Raw genomic sequence first — 17410 nt, forward strand, 5'->3', positions numbered from 1 at the left:
TTATGAAAGTTTTAAAATAATGGTTCGTCCTTTTATTAATTTTTCTCCTTTTTTTAGTGATTGAGACTTCACTTTACCAACACCAGTAAACTGTACTTTTAATCCGATATTCTCTAACAAAGCCAAAGCATCCATACCAGACATCCCTCTAACATCCGGAATCTCTTGATACTCTACATTTGATTTTTTATCAAAATCTAAATACTGTTTATCTATAACTGCAAATTCTATTTTATCATCTACAGACTGATTATCTATAGGAGTTGTTGTATAAATTTTCTGTGCAATTTCCTTAAAAACAGGCCCAGCAACTGTTGCTCCATAATATCCTTTCTTTTTCTTTGGATCATGAATAACTACAATACAAGAGTATTTTGGGTTATCCGCAGGAAAAAAACCAGCAAAAGAAGCTACATAACGTTTACTTGAATAAAAACCGCCTTCCCATTCACCCTTACTGTTTTTAGTTCTAGGAATGTATTTTTTAGCAGTACCTGTTTTACCCGCCATAGAAAAATTAGGAGAATAAATACCTCTACCCGTACCTTTTTCTACTACGTTTTCCAACACCTTTTTCAACTTACTTAAAGTTTCATCAGAAGCTATTTTTGGATTTAAAACCTCAGTTTCAAAAACCTTTTCAACTTTATCTTCCTTTCTTAATTCTTTTACAAATCTTGGTTTTACCATTACACCATTGTTTGCAATAGCATTATAAAACATTAACGTTTGCATTGGTGTTATAGAAATACCATAGCCCCAAGACATCCATTCTAATGAAATTTTACTCCATTCCTTATCTTTTGGATTTGGTATGTAAGGCTTCCCTTCTCCTTTTATCTGAAAACCAATTGGCTCTGTAAAACCATATTCAGCTATCTTATCATAAAATCTCTGAGGGTTTTTATCATAATATTTCTGAATCACTTTTACCACACCAACATTAGAAGAAACCTCTAAAATTCGACCAACAGAAATCTTACCATAACCACCGTGATGAGAATCTTCTACCTTTCTTCGATTTACATAAATTCTACCTTTTTCTGTATCTACAACCGTAGATGTATCTACAACCTTATCATCTAAAGCAATCATCATACTCGCCAACTTAAAAGTAGAACCAGGCTCATGACTCTCCCAAACTGCATAATTTCTTTTCTCGAAATAAGTCCCTCTAGAAGTTCTTCCTAAGTTAGAAATTGCTTTAATCTCACCTGTAGCAGTCTCCATAACCACCGCACAACCATGTTCAGCCTCAAAATACTCTAACTTATCTAACAAAGCATGGTGCGTAATATCCTGAATATTAACATCTATTGTGGTTATAATATCATGCCCATCAACAGGCTCTTTTTCATTTACATCATTTATAGGTTTCCATTGGTTTTTAGCAATTTTCTGCTTCCACCTTAATCCATTTTGCCCCTGCATATAATCTGCAAACGCACCTTCTATTCCTGCTTCACCTCTAAAATCATCATACCCAATAGTACGTTCTGCAATTTTACCAATAGGATGCGCTCTTACCGTTTTATGCTCTGCTATAAAACCACCGCTATAAACACCTTTTTTAAAAATCGGAAACTCTTTAACCTTTAAGTAATCTGTATACCCTACATTTCTAGCGATTAACAAATACCTATTTCTTCTCTTTTTTGCAGTTCTTAATTTATTCTGATAATAGTAAGGCGTTTTGCCAAACATTCCAGAAAGCGCTTTAGACAATGCTACAAAGTTTTTCTCAAAAACTTCACTATCCACAGCCACCACATCCATTCTAATTGTAAATTTAGACATAGAAGTAGCCAACAAATTACCATCTGCCGCATAGACATTTCCTTTATTAGCGTAAATAGTATCTTGTCTAATTGTTAATTCTGTAGACAACTTTCTATACTTATCACCCTCTGAATATTGAATGGAAAAAATACGAAACACCACAAGCAACAAAAATAGCGTCATAAAAGCAGCTACTATGTAGAATTTGGTAAGTATGCTTTTTTTCTGAGTTGCCAATTTTATTAATCTTTTATGGTTACTTTTATTTTCTTTGGTGGGGATTTTAAAGGCTCTAAACCTCTAACCTTTGCTTTTTCTCTGATACTCGACTCCATTTTCATTCTCATTAAAATAGTACCAGTATCCACATACACTGCTCTTAACTCTCTTTTCTCTTTATTCAACTTTGATATCTGAATAACTTTTCGCTCCGCTTTGTGCGCACTTGTTATCATAATTAACAACAATGCAACCACAAAAATGATGATTCGCCAATTTTTAAAAGCCGCATCATCTGTAAGAAAACTTCCTCTCAGAAAATCGTAGACCCCTTTTTTAACTTTAGACATCCTATTTTCTTAAAGTTGCTATTCTTAACTTAGCACTACGAGCCCTATTATTAAGCTTCACTTCTTCCGCCGTAGGCACAATCAACTTACCAACTTTTTGCATTGGCTCGTTACTCCTACCAAACACATCTTTCTCCAATTCACCTTTAAACAAACCAGTTCTTATAAACCTTTTAACCAACCTATCTTCTAAAGAATGATATGAGATTACACTTAAACGACCATCTTCTTTTAATAAATTCGGCATTTGTTCTAAAAACTCTTTTAAAACATCTAGCTCCTCATTTACCTCTATTCGAATCGCCTGAAAAATCTGTGCAATTATCTTATGTTCTTTTGCTTTTGGCAAATACTTTTGCAACACTTGCCTTAACTGAAAACTAGTATCAATTTTTTCTTCTTGCCTTTTCTCTACAATTGTTTTTGCTATATTTCTAGAATTTCTCAACTCACCATATAAAAACAATATTTCCGCTAATTTCTCTTCAGAATACGTGTTCACAATTTCTTTAGCCGATGTTTTAGATTTTTGATTCATCCTCATATCTAAATCACCATCAAAACGCGTAGAAAAACCTCTTTCCGCCTCATCAAACTGATGAGAAGAAACACCTAAATCTGCTAAAACACCATCTACTTTTCGAACACCATGAAACCTTAAAAATCTTGAGATAAATCTAAAATTCTCAGGAATCAAAGTAAAACGCTCATCATCAATAATATTATCTAAAGCATCTGGATCTTGATCAAAACCAAACAACCTTCCGTTAGCACCCAATCTTTTCAAAATTTCTCTTGAATGACCTCCGCCACCAAACGTAACATCTACATAAACACCGTCTTCTTTAATAGCTAACGCATCTACACTCTCTTGCAATAAAACTGGATTATGATAATTCATCTAATTCTGTATTTCCCATTACCTCTTCAGCCAAATCAGCAAAATCATCTGCTGCATCATCAATGGCTTTTTCATACTTCTCTTTATCCCAAATTTCAATGATATTCACTGAAGAAGACATTACTACTTGTTTTTTAATACCCGCAAACTCAAATAAGTCTTTCGGAATTAAAATTCTACCACTAGCATCTAATTCTACCATCTTTACTCCTGCTGTAAATCTTCTAATAAAATCATTATTCTTTTTATTAAACCTGTTAAGTTTGTTGATTTTTTCCATCATCAAGTTCCACTCTTTCATTGGATACAACTCTAAACACGGTTGAAAAACAGCTCTTTTCACCACAAAACCATCTTGTAACACAGAATCCAGTTGCTTTTTAAAGGCTGATGAAAACATCAATCTCCCCTTAGCATCTGATTTACACTCATATGTACCGATTAGGTTTATCACTCTTAAAATATATTAATTGAAGTCAAAAATATGTAAATTTTACCACTTTTTACCACATTTTACCACTTTGTTAATAAATAACGCTTTTATTAACAATTCATTGCAGTTAGAATCTATTTTATTTTAAAAATAGTCGTTTACGAAAACGATATTTATTTCGCAAAAAAGAATTACATTTGCTTCTAAGCCAATTAAAAATTAATGACTGATAAGTTAACAGAGGAAGGGAAATTTACATATGCAGAAGCTGGAGAAGGACCTGCAATCATTATTTTACACGGATTAATGGGTGCTTTAAGTAATTTTGACTCCACATTTGATCATTTTTCCAATAACGGATACAAGGTTTTAATACCTGAATTACCTTTATACTCATTACCCCTTATAAAAACGAATGTTAAAAACTTAGCGAAGTTTTTAAAAGAATTTTTAGAACATAAAAATATAGATCACGCCATTCTTTTAGGAAATTCTTTAGGAGGACACATAGCGTTGTATTTTACAAAACACTATCCAGAAAAAGTAAGTGCGCTTGTACTTACAGGAAGTTCTGGAATGTATGAAAAAGCGATGGGAGATAGTTTTCCTAAAAGAGGAAACTACGAATATATAGAACAAAAAGCTAGAGAAGTTTTTTACGACCCTGCAATTGCAACTAAAGAATTAGTAGACGATGTTTACAGTACTGTTAATGACAGAATGAAAGCTTTAAAAACGTTATCTATTGCCAAAAGTGCCATAAGACATAATATGGCGAATGATTTACCCGACATGAAACATCCAACATGTTTAATTTGGGGAAAACAAGACGGTGTTACACCACCTGAAGCAGCCGAAGACTTTCATAAACTTTTATCGAACTCAGACTTATTCTGGATTGATAAATGTGGACATGCAGCAATGATGGAAAAACCAGAAGAATTTAATACAATTCTTCATACTTGGCTTACTTCTAGAAACATATAATTCTCGCAGAGAAATATTATAAAAATTAAAGAACCTTATACTATATAATGAAAATTAGATCTGCAGATTTTGTAATGAGCAACAGTAATGTTACGAAGGCTCCACAGGAAAGAATGCCAGAATATGCTTTTATTGGACGTTCTAACGTTGGTAAATCTTCATTAATTAACATGTTGATGGAGCGTAAAGATTTAGCAAAAATCTCTGGAAAACCTGGTAAAACACAACTTATTAATCATTTTAAAATAAATGATGAGTGGTTTTTAGTAGATTTACCTGGTTACGGTTACGCTAAAGTATCTAAAAAGAAAAGAACTATTTTTCAGTTTTTTATAGAGAACTACTTCAAAGAAAGAGAGCAATTAGTATGTACTTTTGTTTTAATCGATTCTAGACATGATCCTCAAAAAATTGATTTAGAGTTCATGAAATTTTTAGGCGAAAACCAAATTCCGTTTTGCATTGCTTTTACGAAAGCAGACAAATTAGGAAGCTCTAAACTGAACAAACAAATTACTTCTTATAAAAAGAAATTATTAAACACTTGGGAAACGCTTCCTAAATCTTTTATTACATCTTCTTCAACCGGACTTGGTAGAGAAGAGTTTTTAGATTTTATTGATGGAGTGAATGAAGATGTTGCTAAAGATTTTAAATAATCAAAAATGCATTCTACTAAAGAAAATTTACAAATTTTATTTGAAGACAACCACATTATCATTGTAAATAAACGCGCAGGCGATATTACACAAGGTGATAAAACAGGAGACAAACCTTTAAGTGATGTTGTAAAAGAATACATTAAAGACAAGTACAACAAACCCGGAAACGTATATTTAGGTGTTGTACATAGATTAGACAGACCCACTTCTGGTATTATTATTTTTGCTAAAACGTCTAAATCTCTAGAACGTCTTAATAAGATGTTACGAGAAAAAACGATCAATAAAACGTATTGGGCAGTAGTAAAGAACCGTCCGAAGAAAGAAAAAGACACTTTAATTAATTTCTTAAAGAAGAATCCGAAGAATAATAAATCTACAGCTTACGCCAAAGAAATTGACGGAAGTAAAAAAGCAATTCTTCATTATACAGTGATTAAAAAACTAGATAACTATTCTTTAATAGAAGTTGATTTAGAAACTGGAAGACACCACCAAATTAGATCGCAATTATCTAATATTGGTAGCCCTATAAAAGGAGATTTGAAATACGGATTTGATAGAAGTAACAAAGATGGAAGTATTCATTTACATGCTCGCAAAATTCAATTTACACACCCAGTAACCAAAGAACAAGTAACCGTTACTGCACCAACTCCAAAAGAGGTTATTTGGAACGCTTGTTTGTAATTTTTATTTCTTAAAACACCTCTAGATGTTATTTTCAATTCCAATTATCATTTCGACGATAAGAGAAATCTCATAGCAATGATAACACCTACCTAATTTTAAGGGATTTCTCCCAAAAGTTCGAAATAACAAAACTATTATTTTATTTTCTTCTTCGATTTTTTTTAGATAATGAAGAACAGAAAACTATTCCATCGGCTTAAAAATCAATACATTTTTACTCTGTTCAATTTCAGTTTGATTCAATTTCATTTTTACAAACTTCCCTTGTAAATACTTTTTAGTTTGATTTTTATAATACCTACTAAACACATTACCAGATTGCCCTGTAGGAATAATTGCTAAGCTATTTTCTATATCAGAAAAATCGATAACCCTTCTTGTAGATGGTCCGGCAGTTACCTTATAATATCCAGTACTATCTAGTTTAAAAATCTGATTATTTATCACTTCATTCCCACCAATAGTTTCATAAGGACCTAAGTTAAACAGTTTACGCAACAAACCACCGGCTTTACCTATAGCATGCTCATACTCTACAGAGATTACTCTGTTCCAAGTCCAATCTTCTACATTTTCACCTAACTGATTTTGTAAAAATGAAAAAGCACTTTTAAAAGACGCCTGTATGATATCACTTTTCACTTCAACTTTATCTTTCGTAGAAATATTATCCCACCAAACAGAATGCTCTCTATTTAGTTGATTTGGCAATACTTCATCCTGCAATTGCGAATTGATAAATAACTCGAAACTATCACCCAATTCATCTTTATAGGTCGCACTTAAAAACTCGTATAAAAAACGATTGTAAATTGTTGGACCCACAGCTGTTTTTAAATAGTTACCATCCCAATTTTCAAGAACAGAAAATGCTTTTCTTTCCGATGCAGACAAATCAGATTTATTTACACTTTTTAACAAATCACGAATAATATTAGGCACTGTAGACGATTTAACATCATAAGTCATATTCGCAACATCTTCTTTTGTAAAATCATTCTTTTTATCTAATAATTCTACAATTCTTTTAGCCCTATCTTGCGGCTGATAATAACCAGGATACAATTTCCCTCTTACAGAATCTACTTGATTATTGGCAGAATACACATAACTCCAACTTGGGTTTATAGCTTTCGGATTTTCTTTAAAAGGTAAAAATTCTAAAATCTCATCATTTCCTGAAGCTCCATTTAAATAAGTCTTAGAAGACAAACTATCTCTTAGCTGATACAATCTTGCCGAAGAAAACCAAGCAATATTATCTTTTGCATCACCATACATTACATTCAATCCTGGTGCGTGAATTCTAGCAACTCCACTCTTAAAATCTGTCATAGAGTTTGCATGAGACATTTTATAAGAAACATCTAACATTTCATTAGGCAATTGCGTGTACACCCAATTCATAGCAATAGGCCTATCATCTATAATATGCGTTATTAAATTATTCATTATAGGTCCGTGTTTACTTACTTTTACCTGAAAAGTAGTATCCTCTTCATTCTTTATACGAATGGTTTTGTCTCTAAACTCATATTTTTTATAACCATCTACGGTTTTGTATTCTGCTGCATCCGCAGGATTATTTTCTTCTACATAAAAGTTTAAATCATCATTTGCCAACATAGTTAAACCATAGGCATATTTTCTATTATGCCCTAATAAAGGAAATGGCATTAAGGCAATATTGAATCCATAAATTTCGAAATCTGGTGTTTTTATATGGTTTTGATACCAAATTGAAGGTTGAGAAAATCCAATGTGCGGGTCGTTTTCAAAAATCACTTTTCCATTCTTCGTTTTTTCTGGACCTAAAACCCAAGAATTACTACCTATAAAAGGAGAAACTGGTAAATCATCCATAATAGCAGCTACTGATTTAGAAAATGTTGCTTCAACTTTAGTTGGAATACTTGTTCTGTTAATTGTTAAATACTCATTATTAATACTCAATAATTCATTTAAATAAGAATCCCCAAGTTTTTCTTTAATTTCAGTTAATAAAGGATCTGTTTTATGAGCAACAGCAAAACTAAAAGACATATAACCAAAAACATTATAAATATCTCTCATTGTATACTTCTCTTTCTCCACTCCTACCAACGTAAATTCTAAAGGTGTTTTTCCTTCTTCTATATATTGATTAATTCCATCTAAATAAGACTGGGTTAAAATATAAGATTGAGTCGTTTTATCTAAACTAGCAATAGTTACCTCTGCAGCTTCTTCAATTCCTAATCCTCCAAAAAATTGATCTACGGTCACCAAGTCCTTTCCAAAAATTTCAGACAATCTTCCCGACGCAATTCTTCGCATTAATTCCATTTGCCATAATCTTTCTTGTGCATGCACATACCCTAAGGCAACATAAGCATCTTCTTGATTTTGAGCATTGATATGAGGCACACCAATATCATCAAAATAAACCGTTACTTCTTTAGAAATATTTTTCAATTCTAACTCCCCAGAATATTTTGGATGATATGTTCTAGAGTACAACCAAACAGAAACCACTAGCAAGACTACAAGAATTAACAGAATTTTAAAAAAACGCCCTAAAAACTTCATAAAATTGATTTTTTTCAAAGATAACAGAATTATTATTTACGGATAACTACAAAGAAAATGAAAGTAAGTTCGTATTTTTGATGAGCAAAATTTTTTATATGAAAAAAATTCAAATGGTTGACCTACAAGGTCAATATCAACAAATAAAAGAAGCTGTAAATTCTTCTATAGAACAAGTTTTAGATACTTCAGCATACATAAATGGACCTTTAGTTCATGAATTCCAAGCAGATTTAGAGAAATATCTAGGTGTAAAGCACGTAATTCCTTGCGCAAACGGAACAGATGCATTGCAAATAGCAATGATGGGACTAGGTTTAGAACAAGGTGATGAAGTAATAACTGCCGATTTTACTTTTGCAGCAACTGTAGAAGTAATTGCATTGTTAAAACTGACTCCTGTTTTAGTGGATGTAGATGCAGAAACGTACAACATAGATATTGAAGCTTTAAAAAGAGCGATTACTCCAAAAACAAAAGCCATAGTACCTGTTCATTTATTCGGACAAGTAGCAAATATGGATGCTGTAATGGAGATTGCAAAAGAGCACAATCTTTTTGTAATTGAAGACAATGCACAAGCAATTGGAGCAGATTACACATTTAAAGACGGAACAAAAAAGAAAGCAGGTACTATTGGAAACGTAGGAACAACTTCTTTTTTCCCATCTAAAAATTTAGGTTGCTACGGAGATGGTGGTGCAATTTTTACAAATGATGATGCATTAGCTCATACCATTAGAGGTATTGTAAATCACGGAATGTACACACGTTATTACCATGATGTAGTAGGGGTAAATTCTCGTTTAGATTCTATACAAGCTGGAGTTTTAAAAGCAAAATTACCACTTTTGGATACTTATTGTGAAGCAAGAAGAAATGCTGCTCGTTTTTACAACAAAGCATTATCAGTTTCAGAACATATTATTACACCTGTAACAAAGTCGAACGCAACACAAAGTTGTAAAGATATTTGCGACACGTGTGACTGTCACGTTTTTCATCAATATACGTTACAAATTACAAACGGAAAAAGAGATGCATTGCACAAACATTTATTAGACAGCGGAATTCCGAATGCGATATACTATCCAGTAGCTTTACATTCTCAAAAAGCTTATGCTGATACTCGTTACAACGAAAGTGATTTTCCAGTTACTAATGAGTTGATAAAAACAGTAATTTCTTTACCAATGCACACAGAGCTAGACAAAGAACAATTAGAGTTTATTACAAAGACTATTTTAGATTTTGTAAACTAAAAAGGACAGCATTGTTATTTAGAGGAAAAACAACATTGTTATCTTATAATAACCAAACATATTACTGCATTATAATTCCTCTTAATAATGCATAAATAAAACAGAATGAAAAGAATATTAGTTACAGGAGGATTAGGATTTATTGGTTCTCACACCGTTGTAGAATTACAAAACGAAGGTTTTGAAGTAGTAATTATCGATGATTTATCGAACACATCTATCGGTGTATTAGACAATATTACATCTATAACAGGTATTAAGCCAGATTTTCATCAAATCGATTTAAGAATTAAAAGTGATGTAAAAAGCTTTTTCGAAAACAACAAAGTAGACGGTATTATTCACTTTGCGGCTTTTAAAGCGGTTGGAGAAAGCATGCACAAACCTTTAGATTACTACGAAAACAACTTAGGTTCTTTAGTATATTTATTACAAGAAATGAGAGACAGAAAGTTAGATAACTTTATTTTCTCTTCTTCTTGTACAGTTTACGGACAAGCAGATGAATTGCCAATTACAGAAAATGCACCTGTAAAAGCAGCAGAATCTACTTACGGAAACACCAAGCAAATTGGCGAAGAAATTTTAAGTGATGCGAGTAGAGCACATGGTTTAAATATTATTGCCTTAAGATATTTTAATCCAATTGGAGCGCATCCATCTATTAAAATTGGAGAATTACCTCTAGGTGTTCCTCAAAACTTAATACCTTATATTACACAAACCGCTGCCGGTATGCGTGATGAATTGTCAGTTTTTGGTGATGATTATGATACCGTAGACGGAACAGCTGTTCGTGATTATATTCACGTAGTAGATTTAGCAAAAGCACACATTGCTGCATTACAGCGTTTGATTAAAAAGAACAATAAAAAGGCTTTTGAGTACTTTAACGTGGGTACAGGAACAGGTAGTTCTGTTTTAGAAGTAATTAAAGCTTTTGAAAAAGCTTCTGAAAAACCTTTGAATTATAAAATTGTTCCTAGAAGAGAAGGTGATATTACTGCTGCTTTTGCAGACACCACTATTGCAAACAAAGAGTTGAACTGGAAAACAGAAAAAACTTTAGAAGAAGCATTAGCGTCTTCTTGGAAATGGCAATTAGCTCAAAAATAAAATTCTTAAAAACTCCAATCTTTACCGATTGGAGTTTTTTTTTGCTTTAGAATACTTCTGTTCTTTTTAACAGCGAATTAAAAAACCTAAACATACATAGGTTTTACTTAATGTAATTAATTTTAGAAATATCAGTTCGAGTGATTTTTATAAAAAATCGTACAGAGAACTCATATAGAAACTAAAATGTTCAATAGATTAATGCTATAATTAATCAAACTTACTTTTCATGAAAATTTTAGGGAAACGCTATTTAGATTACTCCTCCTTTATAAAACTTAACTTCGGAGAAAAGGTTCAAAAAATATCTTTAGACATTGGCTTCTCTTGTCCGAATAGAGATGGTTCTAAAGGTTATGGAGGTTGTACCTATTGCAACAACAATACCTTTAACCCAGATTATTGTGAACCTAACAAAAGTGTAAAACAACAATTGGAAGAAGGTATTTCTCGATTTTCTACCAAATACAAAACGCAAAAATATTTAGCTTATTTTCAAGCTTATACAAACACCTACTCAGATTTTGAATCTTTAAAGATAATGTATGAGGACGCGTTAAATGTTCCCAATGTAATTGGCTTAGTTATCGGAACAAGACCCGATTGTATTTCTGATGAAGTGATAGATTACTTATCCTTTTTATCAAAAACATATTTTATTTCTCTAGAATTCGGAATAGAAAGCACTTCGAACAAAACTTTAGAAAAAGTAAACAGATGTCATTCTTATGATGATAGTATTGCTACTTTTAATAAATGTAAAAACAGGGGTTTTCATTTGGGAGCTCATTTAATTATCGGTTTACCCGGAGAAACAGAAGAAGATTTACTCAACCATGCTATTGAAGTTTCTAAACTACCTATAGACACTTTAAAACTGCACCATTTACAGATTGTAAAGCAATCTATCATGGCCTCTCAATATAAACGAAACCCGAAAGATTTTAATCTTTTTACACCAGAAAGCTATATTGACTTTATAACCAAATTTGTTACTTTATTAAGACCAGACATTGTTATAGAGCGTTTTATCAGTCAAGCACCAATAGATTTACTAATTGCGCCAAAATGGAACGGACTTAAAAACTTTGAAATGGTTGCCCAAATTGACAAACAACTGGAGATAGAAAATATTTGGCAAGGAAAGAATTATACGGAGATTTAGAATATCAAACAAGTTGTAAACCTTAGTTTAAAAAAATAGCAGGAAACATACTTTACTTGGTTTGGTTAATTTTAAAATAAAAATCTCAAATAATTCTAGATCTATTTAGTTCGTTGTAATTTTGCTATTCCTAAATTTAACAATAAAAAATCATGAATAAAATATTAATTCAGACTTATCCTTTCCTTATACTCTCTTTAATTTTATTCAGTTGCAGTAATCAAAAGAATAAATTTGAATTGCAACAAGGAGATCTACTATTTCAAAATACGGGAACAGGTGAAATAGACAATGCTATTAAAGACGTAACGGCAACTACAGTTTCTAAAAATTATTCGCATGTTGGTATAGCAATGCAAAAAAATAAAGAATGGTTTGTAGTAGAAACGATTCCAAAAAAAGGTATTCGTCAGACTCCATTACAAAAGTTTTTGAATAGAAATAAAAATAAACTCAACAAATCTCAAACCACAGTTGCAAGGCTAGATAGCTATTACCAACCTTATATTTCTAAGGCGATAGCCTATGGTATTGAAAGAATAAATACACCTTATGATGAGATTTTTTTATGGGATGATAATTCCTATTATTGTTCCGAATTAGTTTATAAAATGTTTTCCTCTCAAGACTTGCCTAAAGATTCTATTCCTTTTCTTACGCACCCAATGACATTTAACGACAGCACAGGAAACCCAATGCCTAGTTGGGTAAATTACTACGAAACACGCAACCAGCCAATTCCAGAAGGAATTAAAGGAACAAATCCGAACTTAATGGCCAGCAGTCCTTTCATCACATTTGTACATGATTATGAGAATGAATAACGCGTAACTTATTATCTGTAAACAATTAACTACGTTAGTATTTGCTGCTTAATATATAAATTTAGAATATTTAATAGATACACCAATCCCCCTCTTTTATGAAGTAGGATCATAAAAATAAACAAGAGTAGAGAAAAAACCTCTAACTAAATCCGATTGATTTTTTGACAAATAATTTATAGCTAAGTTTTAGCACACTTGCAGAAACCGTTCATAATTCACCCAAACAGGAAACAAAAACCATTAATTACAAGTAATTATCAAGCTTTTCAATCAGTTTTCTGCTTTTTAATGTTTTTATATGATAATTATATCACCCTTAGAATATCATATCCATAAAACCTTCTTGTAATGTTTTACATATTCATGTTTCTTCACCCTTTTGTCGGATTTTAACAGTTATAAATAGACTGCCCTTTCAATTCCCGATAACTTTGTAGCCGATTTATTAATGATACTAGAAAACATGAAACTGATTAAAATTAAAAGAAAAACACGCTTAGAAAAACGATTTACGCCCAAAATGGGAAAATTACACACCAATGTAACTTACATTAAAAAAACACTATTTAATATTATACCTATAGAAACTGTACATAAATATAGAGAAACATATTACGGTGAAATTAAAGATTGTGAAGACTGTCTTTTATCAAAATAATAATCAAAATCCTAAACTAAAGTTTAGGATTTTTTTTTTGCATTATATTTAACAACACAAAAACATACCCATCAATAAATAATAGTATTTTTAAAAGCTTAAAAATCAACCAAAATGAAAAAAATATTACTTGTATTCTTAGCAACAACTTCCTTTTTAAGTTGTAAGCAATCATCCGAAGAAAAAACACCAGAACTGAGTATCAATTATAAAAAAATTGAATTAGAAAATGGCTTAGATGTTGTTTTTCATGTAGACAAATCAGACCCAGTTGTGGCTGTAGAACTAATGGTACATGTTGGTTCTGCAAGAGAAGTGGAAGGTAGAACTGGTTTTGCACATTTATTTGAACATTTACTATTCTTAGAATCAGAAAATTTAGGAAAAGGTGGATTAGACAAAATGAGTGCAAGAATTGGAGGTTCTGGTGCAAATGGATCTACATCTAGAGACCGTACAAACTACTTACAAACGGTACCAAAAGATGGTTTAGAAAAAATGATTTGGGCAGAAGCCGATAAATTAGGTTATTTTATAAACACGGTTACAGATCCTGTTTTAGCAAAAGAAAAACAAGTTGTTAAAAATGAAAAAAGACAGAGTTACGATAATAGACCATACGGACATAACCAATATGTAATTGGTAAAAACTTATACCCAAAAGACCACCCTTATAACTGGCAAGTAATTGGTTCTTTAGAAGATTTACAAAACGCAACTTTAAATGATGTAAAAACATTTTTTAAAAAATGGTACGTACCAAACAATGCAACTTTAGTATTGTCTGGTGATATTGATATTGAACAAGCTACTAAATGGATTCATAAATATTTTGATGAAATCCCTAAAGGAGATGAAATTCCTACACTTGAAAAAAGACCAGGAAAAGTAGACCAAATTAAGTCTTTATATTACGAAGATAATTTTGCTAGAGTTCCGCAATTAACAATGGTTTGGCCAACGGTAGAACAATACCACCCAGATTCTTATGCTTTAGATGTTTTGTCTCAATATTTAACAGACGGAAAATCGGCTCCTTTTAATCAAGTTTTAATTGACGATTTAAAGTTGACTTCTAGAACAGGTATGTTTAACAGAAATGCTGAATTAGCCGGAGAAACACAAATTTCTATTAGAGCTTTTAACAACGTAAAGCTAGACGATGTAAAAGCAGGAATTGAAAAAGCATTTGCAAAATTTGAAGCAGAAGGAATTTCAGAAAAAGATTTAAACAGAATTAAAGCCGGACAAGAAACACGTTTTTACAGTAGTTTGTCTAGCGTTTTAGGTAAAGGAACTGGTTTAGCTTCTTATAACACCTATACAGGAAATCCTGGGTTTGTAACAAAAGATATTAAAAACACCTTATCAGTAACAACAGAAGATGTAATGCGTGTTTATAACCAATACATCAAAAACAAAAATTATGTTGCTACAAGTTTTGTTCCTAAAAACTCTGTAGAATTAGCGCTACAAGGCGCTATTTTAGCTGATGTTGTTGAAGAAAAAATTGTAATAGGTGCAGAAGAAAAATTCGATCCTAAAATTGCAGCAACTTACGAAAAAACACCTTCTTCTTTTGACAGAAGCGTAGAACCTCCTTACGGCGAAGCTCCGTCTTTAGCAGTTCCTGAAGTATATGAAAGTAGTTTAGAAAATGGTTTAAAAATCTTTGGTATCGAAAATGACGAAGTGCCTTTAGTACAATTCAACATTACAATTGATGGTGGCCAATTATTAGAATCTATGGATAAATTAGGTGTAGCTAACTTAACTGCAGATTTATTAAATAAAGGAACCAAAAACAAAAGTGTAAAAGAATTAGAAGAAGCTATTCAAGAATTAGGCGCTTCTATTTATGTGTATTCAGATGTTGAAAACATAACTTTAAGCGGAACAACTTTAGCTAAAAACTATGATAAAACATTAGCTTTAGCACAAGAAATTTTATTAGAACCTAGGTTCGATGAAAATGAATTCGATTTACTAAAAAAAGCAACCATTGCTAATTTACGTCAGCAAGAAGCAAGCCCTAATTCTGTAGCAAGAAATGCTTATAACGAGTTAATTTACGGAAAAGAAAACATCCGTTCTAAAAATATTTTAGGAACAACAGCATCCGTAGAAACAATTTCTATAGAAGATTTAAAAGCTTATTACAATAATTACATTTCTCCTTCTGTAGCTAAAATGTTGGTTGTAGGTGATATTTCTAAAGAAAAAGTAATTGCTTCTTTAACAACTTTAAATACTAATTGGAAAGCTAAAGAAGTTACCATCCCAACTTATAAAACACCAGACACACCAACAAGTCCTGCTGTTTATTTTTATGATATTCCGAATGCAAAACAATCTGTTTTACAATTTGGTGCTCCAGCTTTGGCTGCAACGGATAAAGATTTTTACGCAGCTTCTGTGATGAATTATATTTTAGGTGGCGGTGGTTTTGCTTCTCGTTTAACACAAGAATTACGTGAAGGAAAAGGATATACGTACGGAGTTCGTTCTGGATTTTCTGGTACAAAAGCAAAAGGTGCTTTTACCATTTCTAGTAGTGTACGTTCTAATGTTACTTTAGAATCGGCTCAATTGGTAAAGCAAATTTTAGAAGAATACCCAACTACTTTTTCTGACAAAGATTTAGAAACTACAAAAAGTTTCTTAATTAAAAGTAACGCAAGAGCTTTTGAAACTTCTAGAGCAAAACTAAATATGTTGTCTAATATTAGTGACTATGGCTGGAGTGCAGATTATGTAAAAGGCCAAGAAAACACGGTTAACAACATGACCAAAGAACAAATTACAGAGTTAGCTAACAAATATGTGAGTCCTACTAAAATGATTTGGCTTGTTGTTGGTGATGCAGAAACTCAACTAGAAAGAATGAAAGAATTGGGTTATGGAGATCCAATTTTATTGAACAAAAGAGCTGAGAAAATCAAGAATTAGATTTAAATATTTTTATAGAAAAGCCCCAATTTCAAAATTGAAATTGGGGCTTTTTTTATGTTTTTTTATTACAATACTTAACTTTAAAAAAATACATTAAAAACTAATTTAGTTTGTTTCTATCCTTCTAAAAAGCTAACTTCGTTAACTTCTGATATAAAACATTGAAACGATTTCATATCATTAGAGTTGGCTATAATTTAAAAATGGAAAAAAACGAAGAAAATATAGTTTTGAAGTTTAAACCTAAACAAGGTTTATTATTTAGACTCTCTGATTTAATAACTATTCCTTTTACGCTTTTAATTTTAACCTTCTCTTCTATTTGGACAAAGGAAAGTTTTCAATTTAATTTAGCTTTTACATTATTTGGAATTTTTTTCATTATTATATCTTTTACATATGCCTTTTTGAGATTTTTTATAGACAGCTACCACAGGAAAAATACTCAATATATCTTAACTCAAAATGAAATAATTATAAAATCGAAGTTATTATTTAAGAGAACAACTGAAGTAGATTTAAAATCTATTAACGGAATTGAGTTATATGAATATTCTAAAGGTTATGGAAACATTTATTTTGGAAAAAAAGATCCTTTTGACTTTTATAATTTTAACGGCTTTCATTGGACAAACGATTTATTTGGAAGAAAATTAAGTTATACAATTTTGGAATATGTTCCAAACTCTAAAGAAATTTACGACTTAATACGGAAACAAAAAACTATAGCCAACACCGTGTAAAAAAAATTGCTAAATTAGTGCTTAAATAAAAGCAGTTGCATTTTTGCAAACAACAATTTTCCTGCGGAAAATAGCCGTTCACAAAAATCGCAACT

The 17410-nt window shown here is 31.5% G+C and carries 15 protein-coding genes; 10 read left to right on the forward strand and 5 right to left on the reverse strand.

Going from position 1 to position 17410, the window contains the following annotated elements:
• The 4 genes from H0I27_RS14010 to mraZ are packed head-to-tail and all read right to left on the reverse strand — an operon-like array spanning position 1 to position 3703.
• Positions 1 to 1962: a penicillin-binding protein gene (locus H0I27_RS14010; protein WP_218733909.1), complete on the reverse strand. Its 1962-nt coding sequence runs from the start codon at positions 1960 to 1962 to the stop codon at positions 1 to 3.
• Between the two features lie 59 nt (positions 1963 to 2021).
• On the reverse strand, positions 2022 to 2348 hold the full coding sequence (locus H0I27_RS14015; protein ID WP_218731246.1) for an FtsL-like putative cell division protein: 327 nt from the start codon (positions 2346 to 2348) through the stop codon (positions 2022 to 2024).
• 1 nt (position 2349) lies between these two features.
• On the reverse strand, positions 2350 to 3249 hold the full coding sequence (gene rsmH / locus H0I27_RS14020; RefSeq protein ID WP_218731247.1) for a 16S rRNA (cytosine(1402)-N(4))-methyltransferase RsmH: 900 nt from the start codon (positions 3247 to 3249) through the stop codon (positions 2350 to 2352).
• On the reverse strand, positions 3236 to 3703 hold the full coding sequence (gene mraZ, locus H0I27_RS14025; RefSeq protein ID WP_166386584.1) for a division/cell wall cluster transcriptional repressor MraZ: 468 nt from the start codon (positions 3701 to 3703) through the stop codon (positions 3236 to 3238). Before mraZ ends, rsmH begins: the two co-directional genes overlap by 14 nt.
• A 201-nt stretch (positions 3704 to 3904) precedes the next feature.
• Between mraZ and H0I27_RS14030 the strand changes: the two genes are divergently transcribed.
• From H0I27_RS14030 to H0I27_RS14040, 3 genes are read left to right on the forward strand one after another with little or no spacing between them, the layout of a single operon-like run.
• The gene (locus tag H0I27_RS14030) at positions 3905 to 4669 is read left to right on the forward strand and encodes an alpha/beta fold hydrolase (protein WP_165732491.1); all 765 of its coding nucleotides are present in this window, start codon (positions 3905 to 3907) and stop codon (positions 4667 to 4669) included.
• Between the two features lie 47 nt (positions 4670 to 4716).
• Positions 4717 to 5328, forward strand: a complete 612-nt coding sequence (gene yihA, locus H0I27_RS14035) for a ribosome biogenesis GTP-binding protein YihA/YsxC (protein ID WP_208890089.1) — start codon at positions 4717 to 4719, stop codon at positions 5326 to 5328.
• 6 nt (positions 5329 to 5334) lie between these two features.
• Complete coding sequence (locus H0I27_RS14040) at positions 5335 to 6021, forward strand: RluA family pseudouridine synthase (RefSeq protein ID WP_218731248.1); 687 nt, start codon at positions 5335 to 5337, stop codon at positions 6019 to 6021.
• 186 nt (positions 6022 to 6207) lie between these two features.
• Here the strand turns inward: H0I27_RS14040 and H0I27_RS14045 are convergent, their stop codons facing one another.
• Positions 6208 to 8592 carry a penicillin acylase family protein gene (locus H0I27_RS14045; RefSeq protein ID WP_218731249.1) on the reverse strand — a complete coding sequence of 795 codons (2385 nt, stop codon included), beginning with the start codon at positions 8590 to 8592 and terminating at the stop codon, positions 6208 to 6210.
• Between the two features lie 98 nt (positions 8593 to 8690).
• Here H0I27_RS14045 and H0I27_RS14050 point away from each other — a divergent pair, with 98 nt between their 5' ends.
• The 7 genes from H0I27_RS14050 to H0I27_RS14080 all read left to right on the forward strand — a co-directional run bounded on the left by H0I27_RS14050 (position 8691) and on the right by H0I27_RS14080 (position 17315).
• Complete coding sequence (locus H0I27_RS14050) at positions 8691 to 9854, forward strand: DegT/DnrJ/EryC1/StrS aminotransferase family protein (protein WP_218731250.1); 1164 nt, start codon at positions 8691 to 8693, stop codon at positions 9852 to 9854.
• A gap of 105 nt (positions 9855 to 9959) precedes the next feature.
• A complete protein-coding gene (gene galE, locus H0I27_RS14055; protein WP_218731251.1) occupies positions 9960 to 10970 on the forward strand; it encodes a UDP-glucose 4-epimerase GalE in 1011 nt (336 codons plus the stop codon).
• A gap of 229 nt (positions 10971 to 11199) precedes the next feature.
• On the forward strand, positions 11200 to 12135 hold the full coding sequence (locus tag H0I27_RS14060) for a TIGR01212 family radical SAM protein (RefSeq protein WP_218731252.1): 936 nt from the start codon (positions 11200 to 11202) through the stop codon (positions 12133 to 12135).
• Positions 12136 to 12287: 152 nt separating this feature from the next.
• Positions 12288 to 12959: a YiiX/YebB-like N1pC/P60 family cysteine hydrolase gene (locus H0I27_RS14065; RefSeq protein ID WP_218731253.1), complete on the forward strand. Its 672-nt coding sequence runs from the start codon at positions 12288 to 12290 to the stop codon at positions 12957 to 12959.
• Between the two features lie 466 nt (positions 12960 to 13425).
• A complete protein-coding gene (locus tag H0I27_RS14070) occupies positions 13426 to 13620 on the forward strand; it encodes a hypothetical protein (protein ID WP_218731254.1) in 195 nt (64 codons plus the stop codon).
• Between the two features lie 114 nt (positions 13621 to 13734).
• The gene (locus tag H0I27_RS14075) at positions 13735 to 16569 is read left to right on the forward strand and encodes a pitrilysin family protein (protein WP_218731255.1); all 2835 of its coding nucleotides are present in this window, start codon (positions 13735 to 13737) and stop codon (positions 16567 to 16569) included.
• A 206-nt stretch (positions 16570 to 16775) separates the two neighbouring features.
• Positions 16776 to 17315, forward strand: coding sequence for a hypothetical protein (locus tag H0I27_RS14080; RefSeq protein WP_218731256.1), 540 nt, complete (start codon positions 16776 to 16778; stop codon positions 17313 to 17315).
• Positions 17316 to 17410: the final 95 nt, after the last annotated feature.

Origin of the sequence: Polaribacter sp. HaHaR_3_91, from assembly GCF_019278525.1 — a bacterium.
Taxonomy (GTDB): Bacteria; Bacteroidota; Bacteroidia; order Flavobacteriales; family Flavobacteriaceae; genus Polaribacter.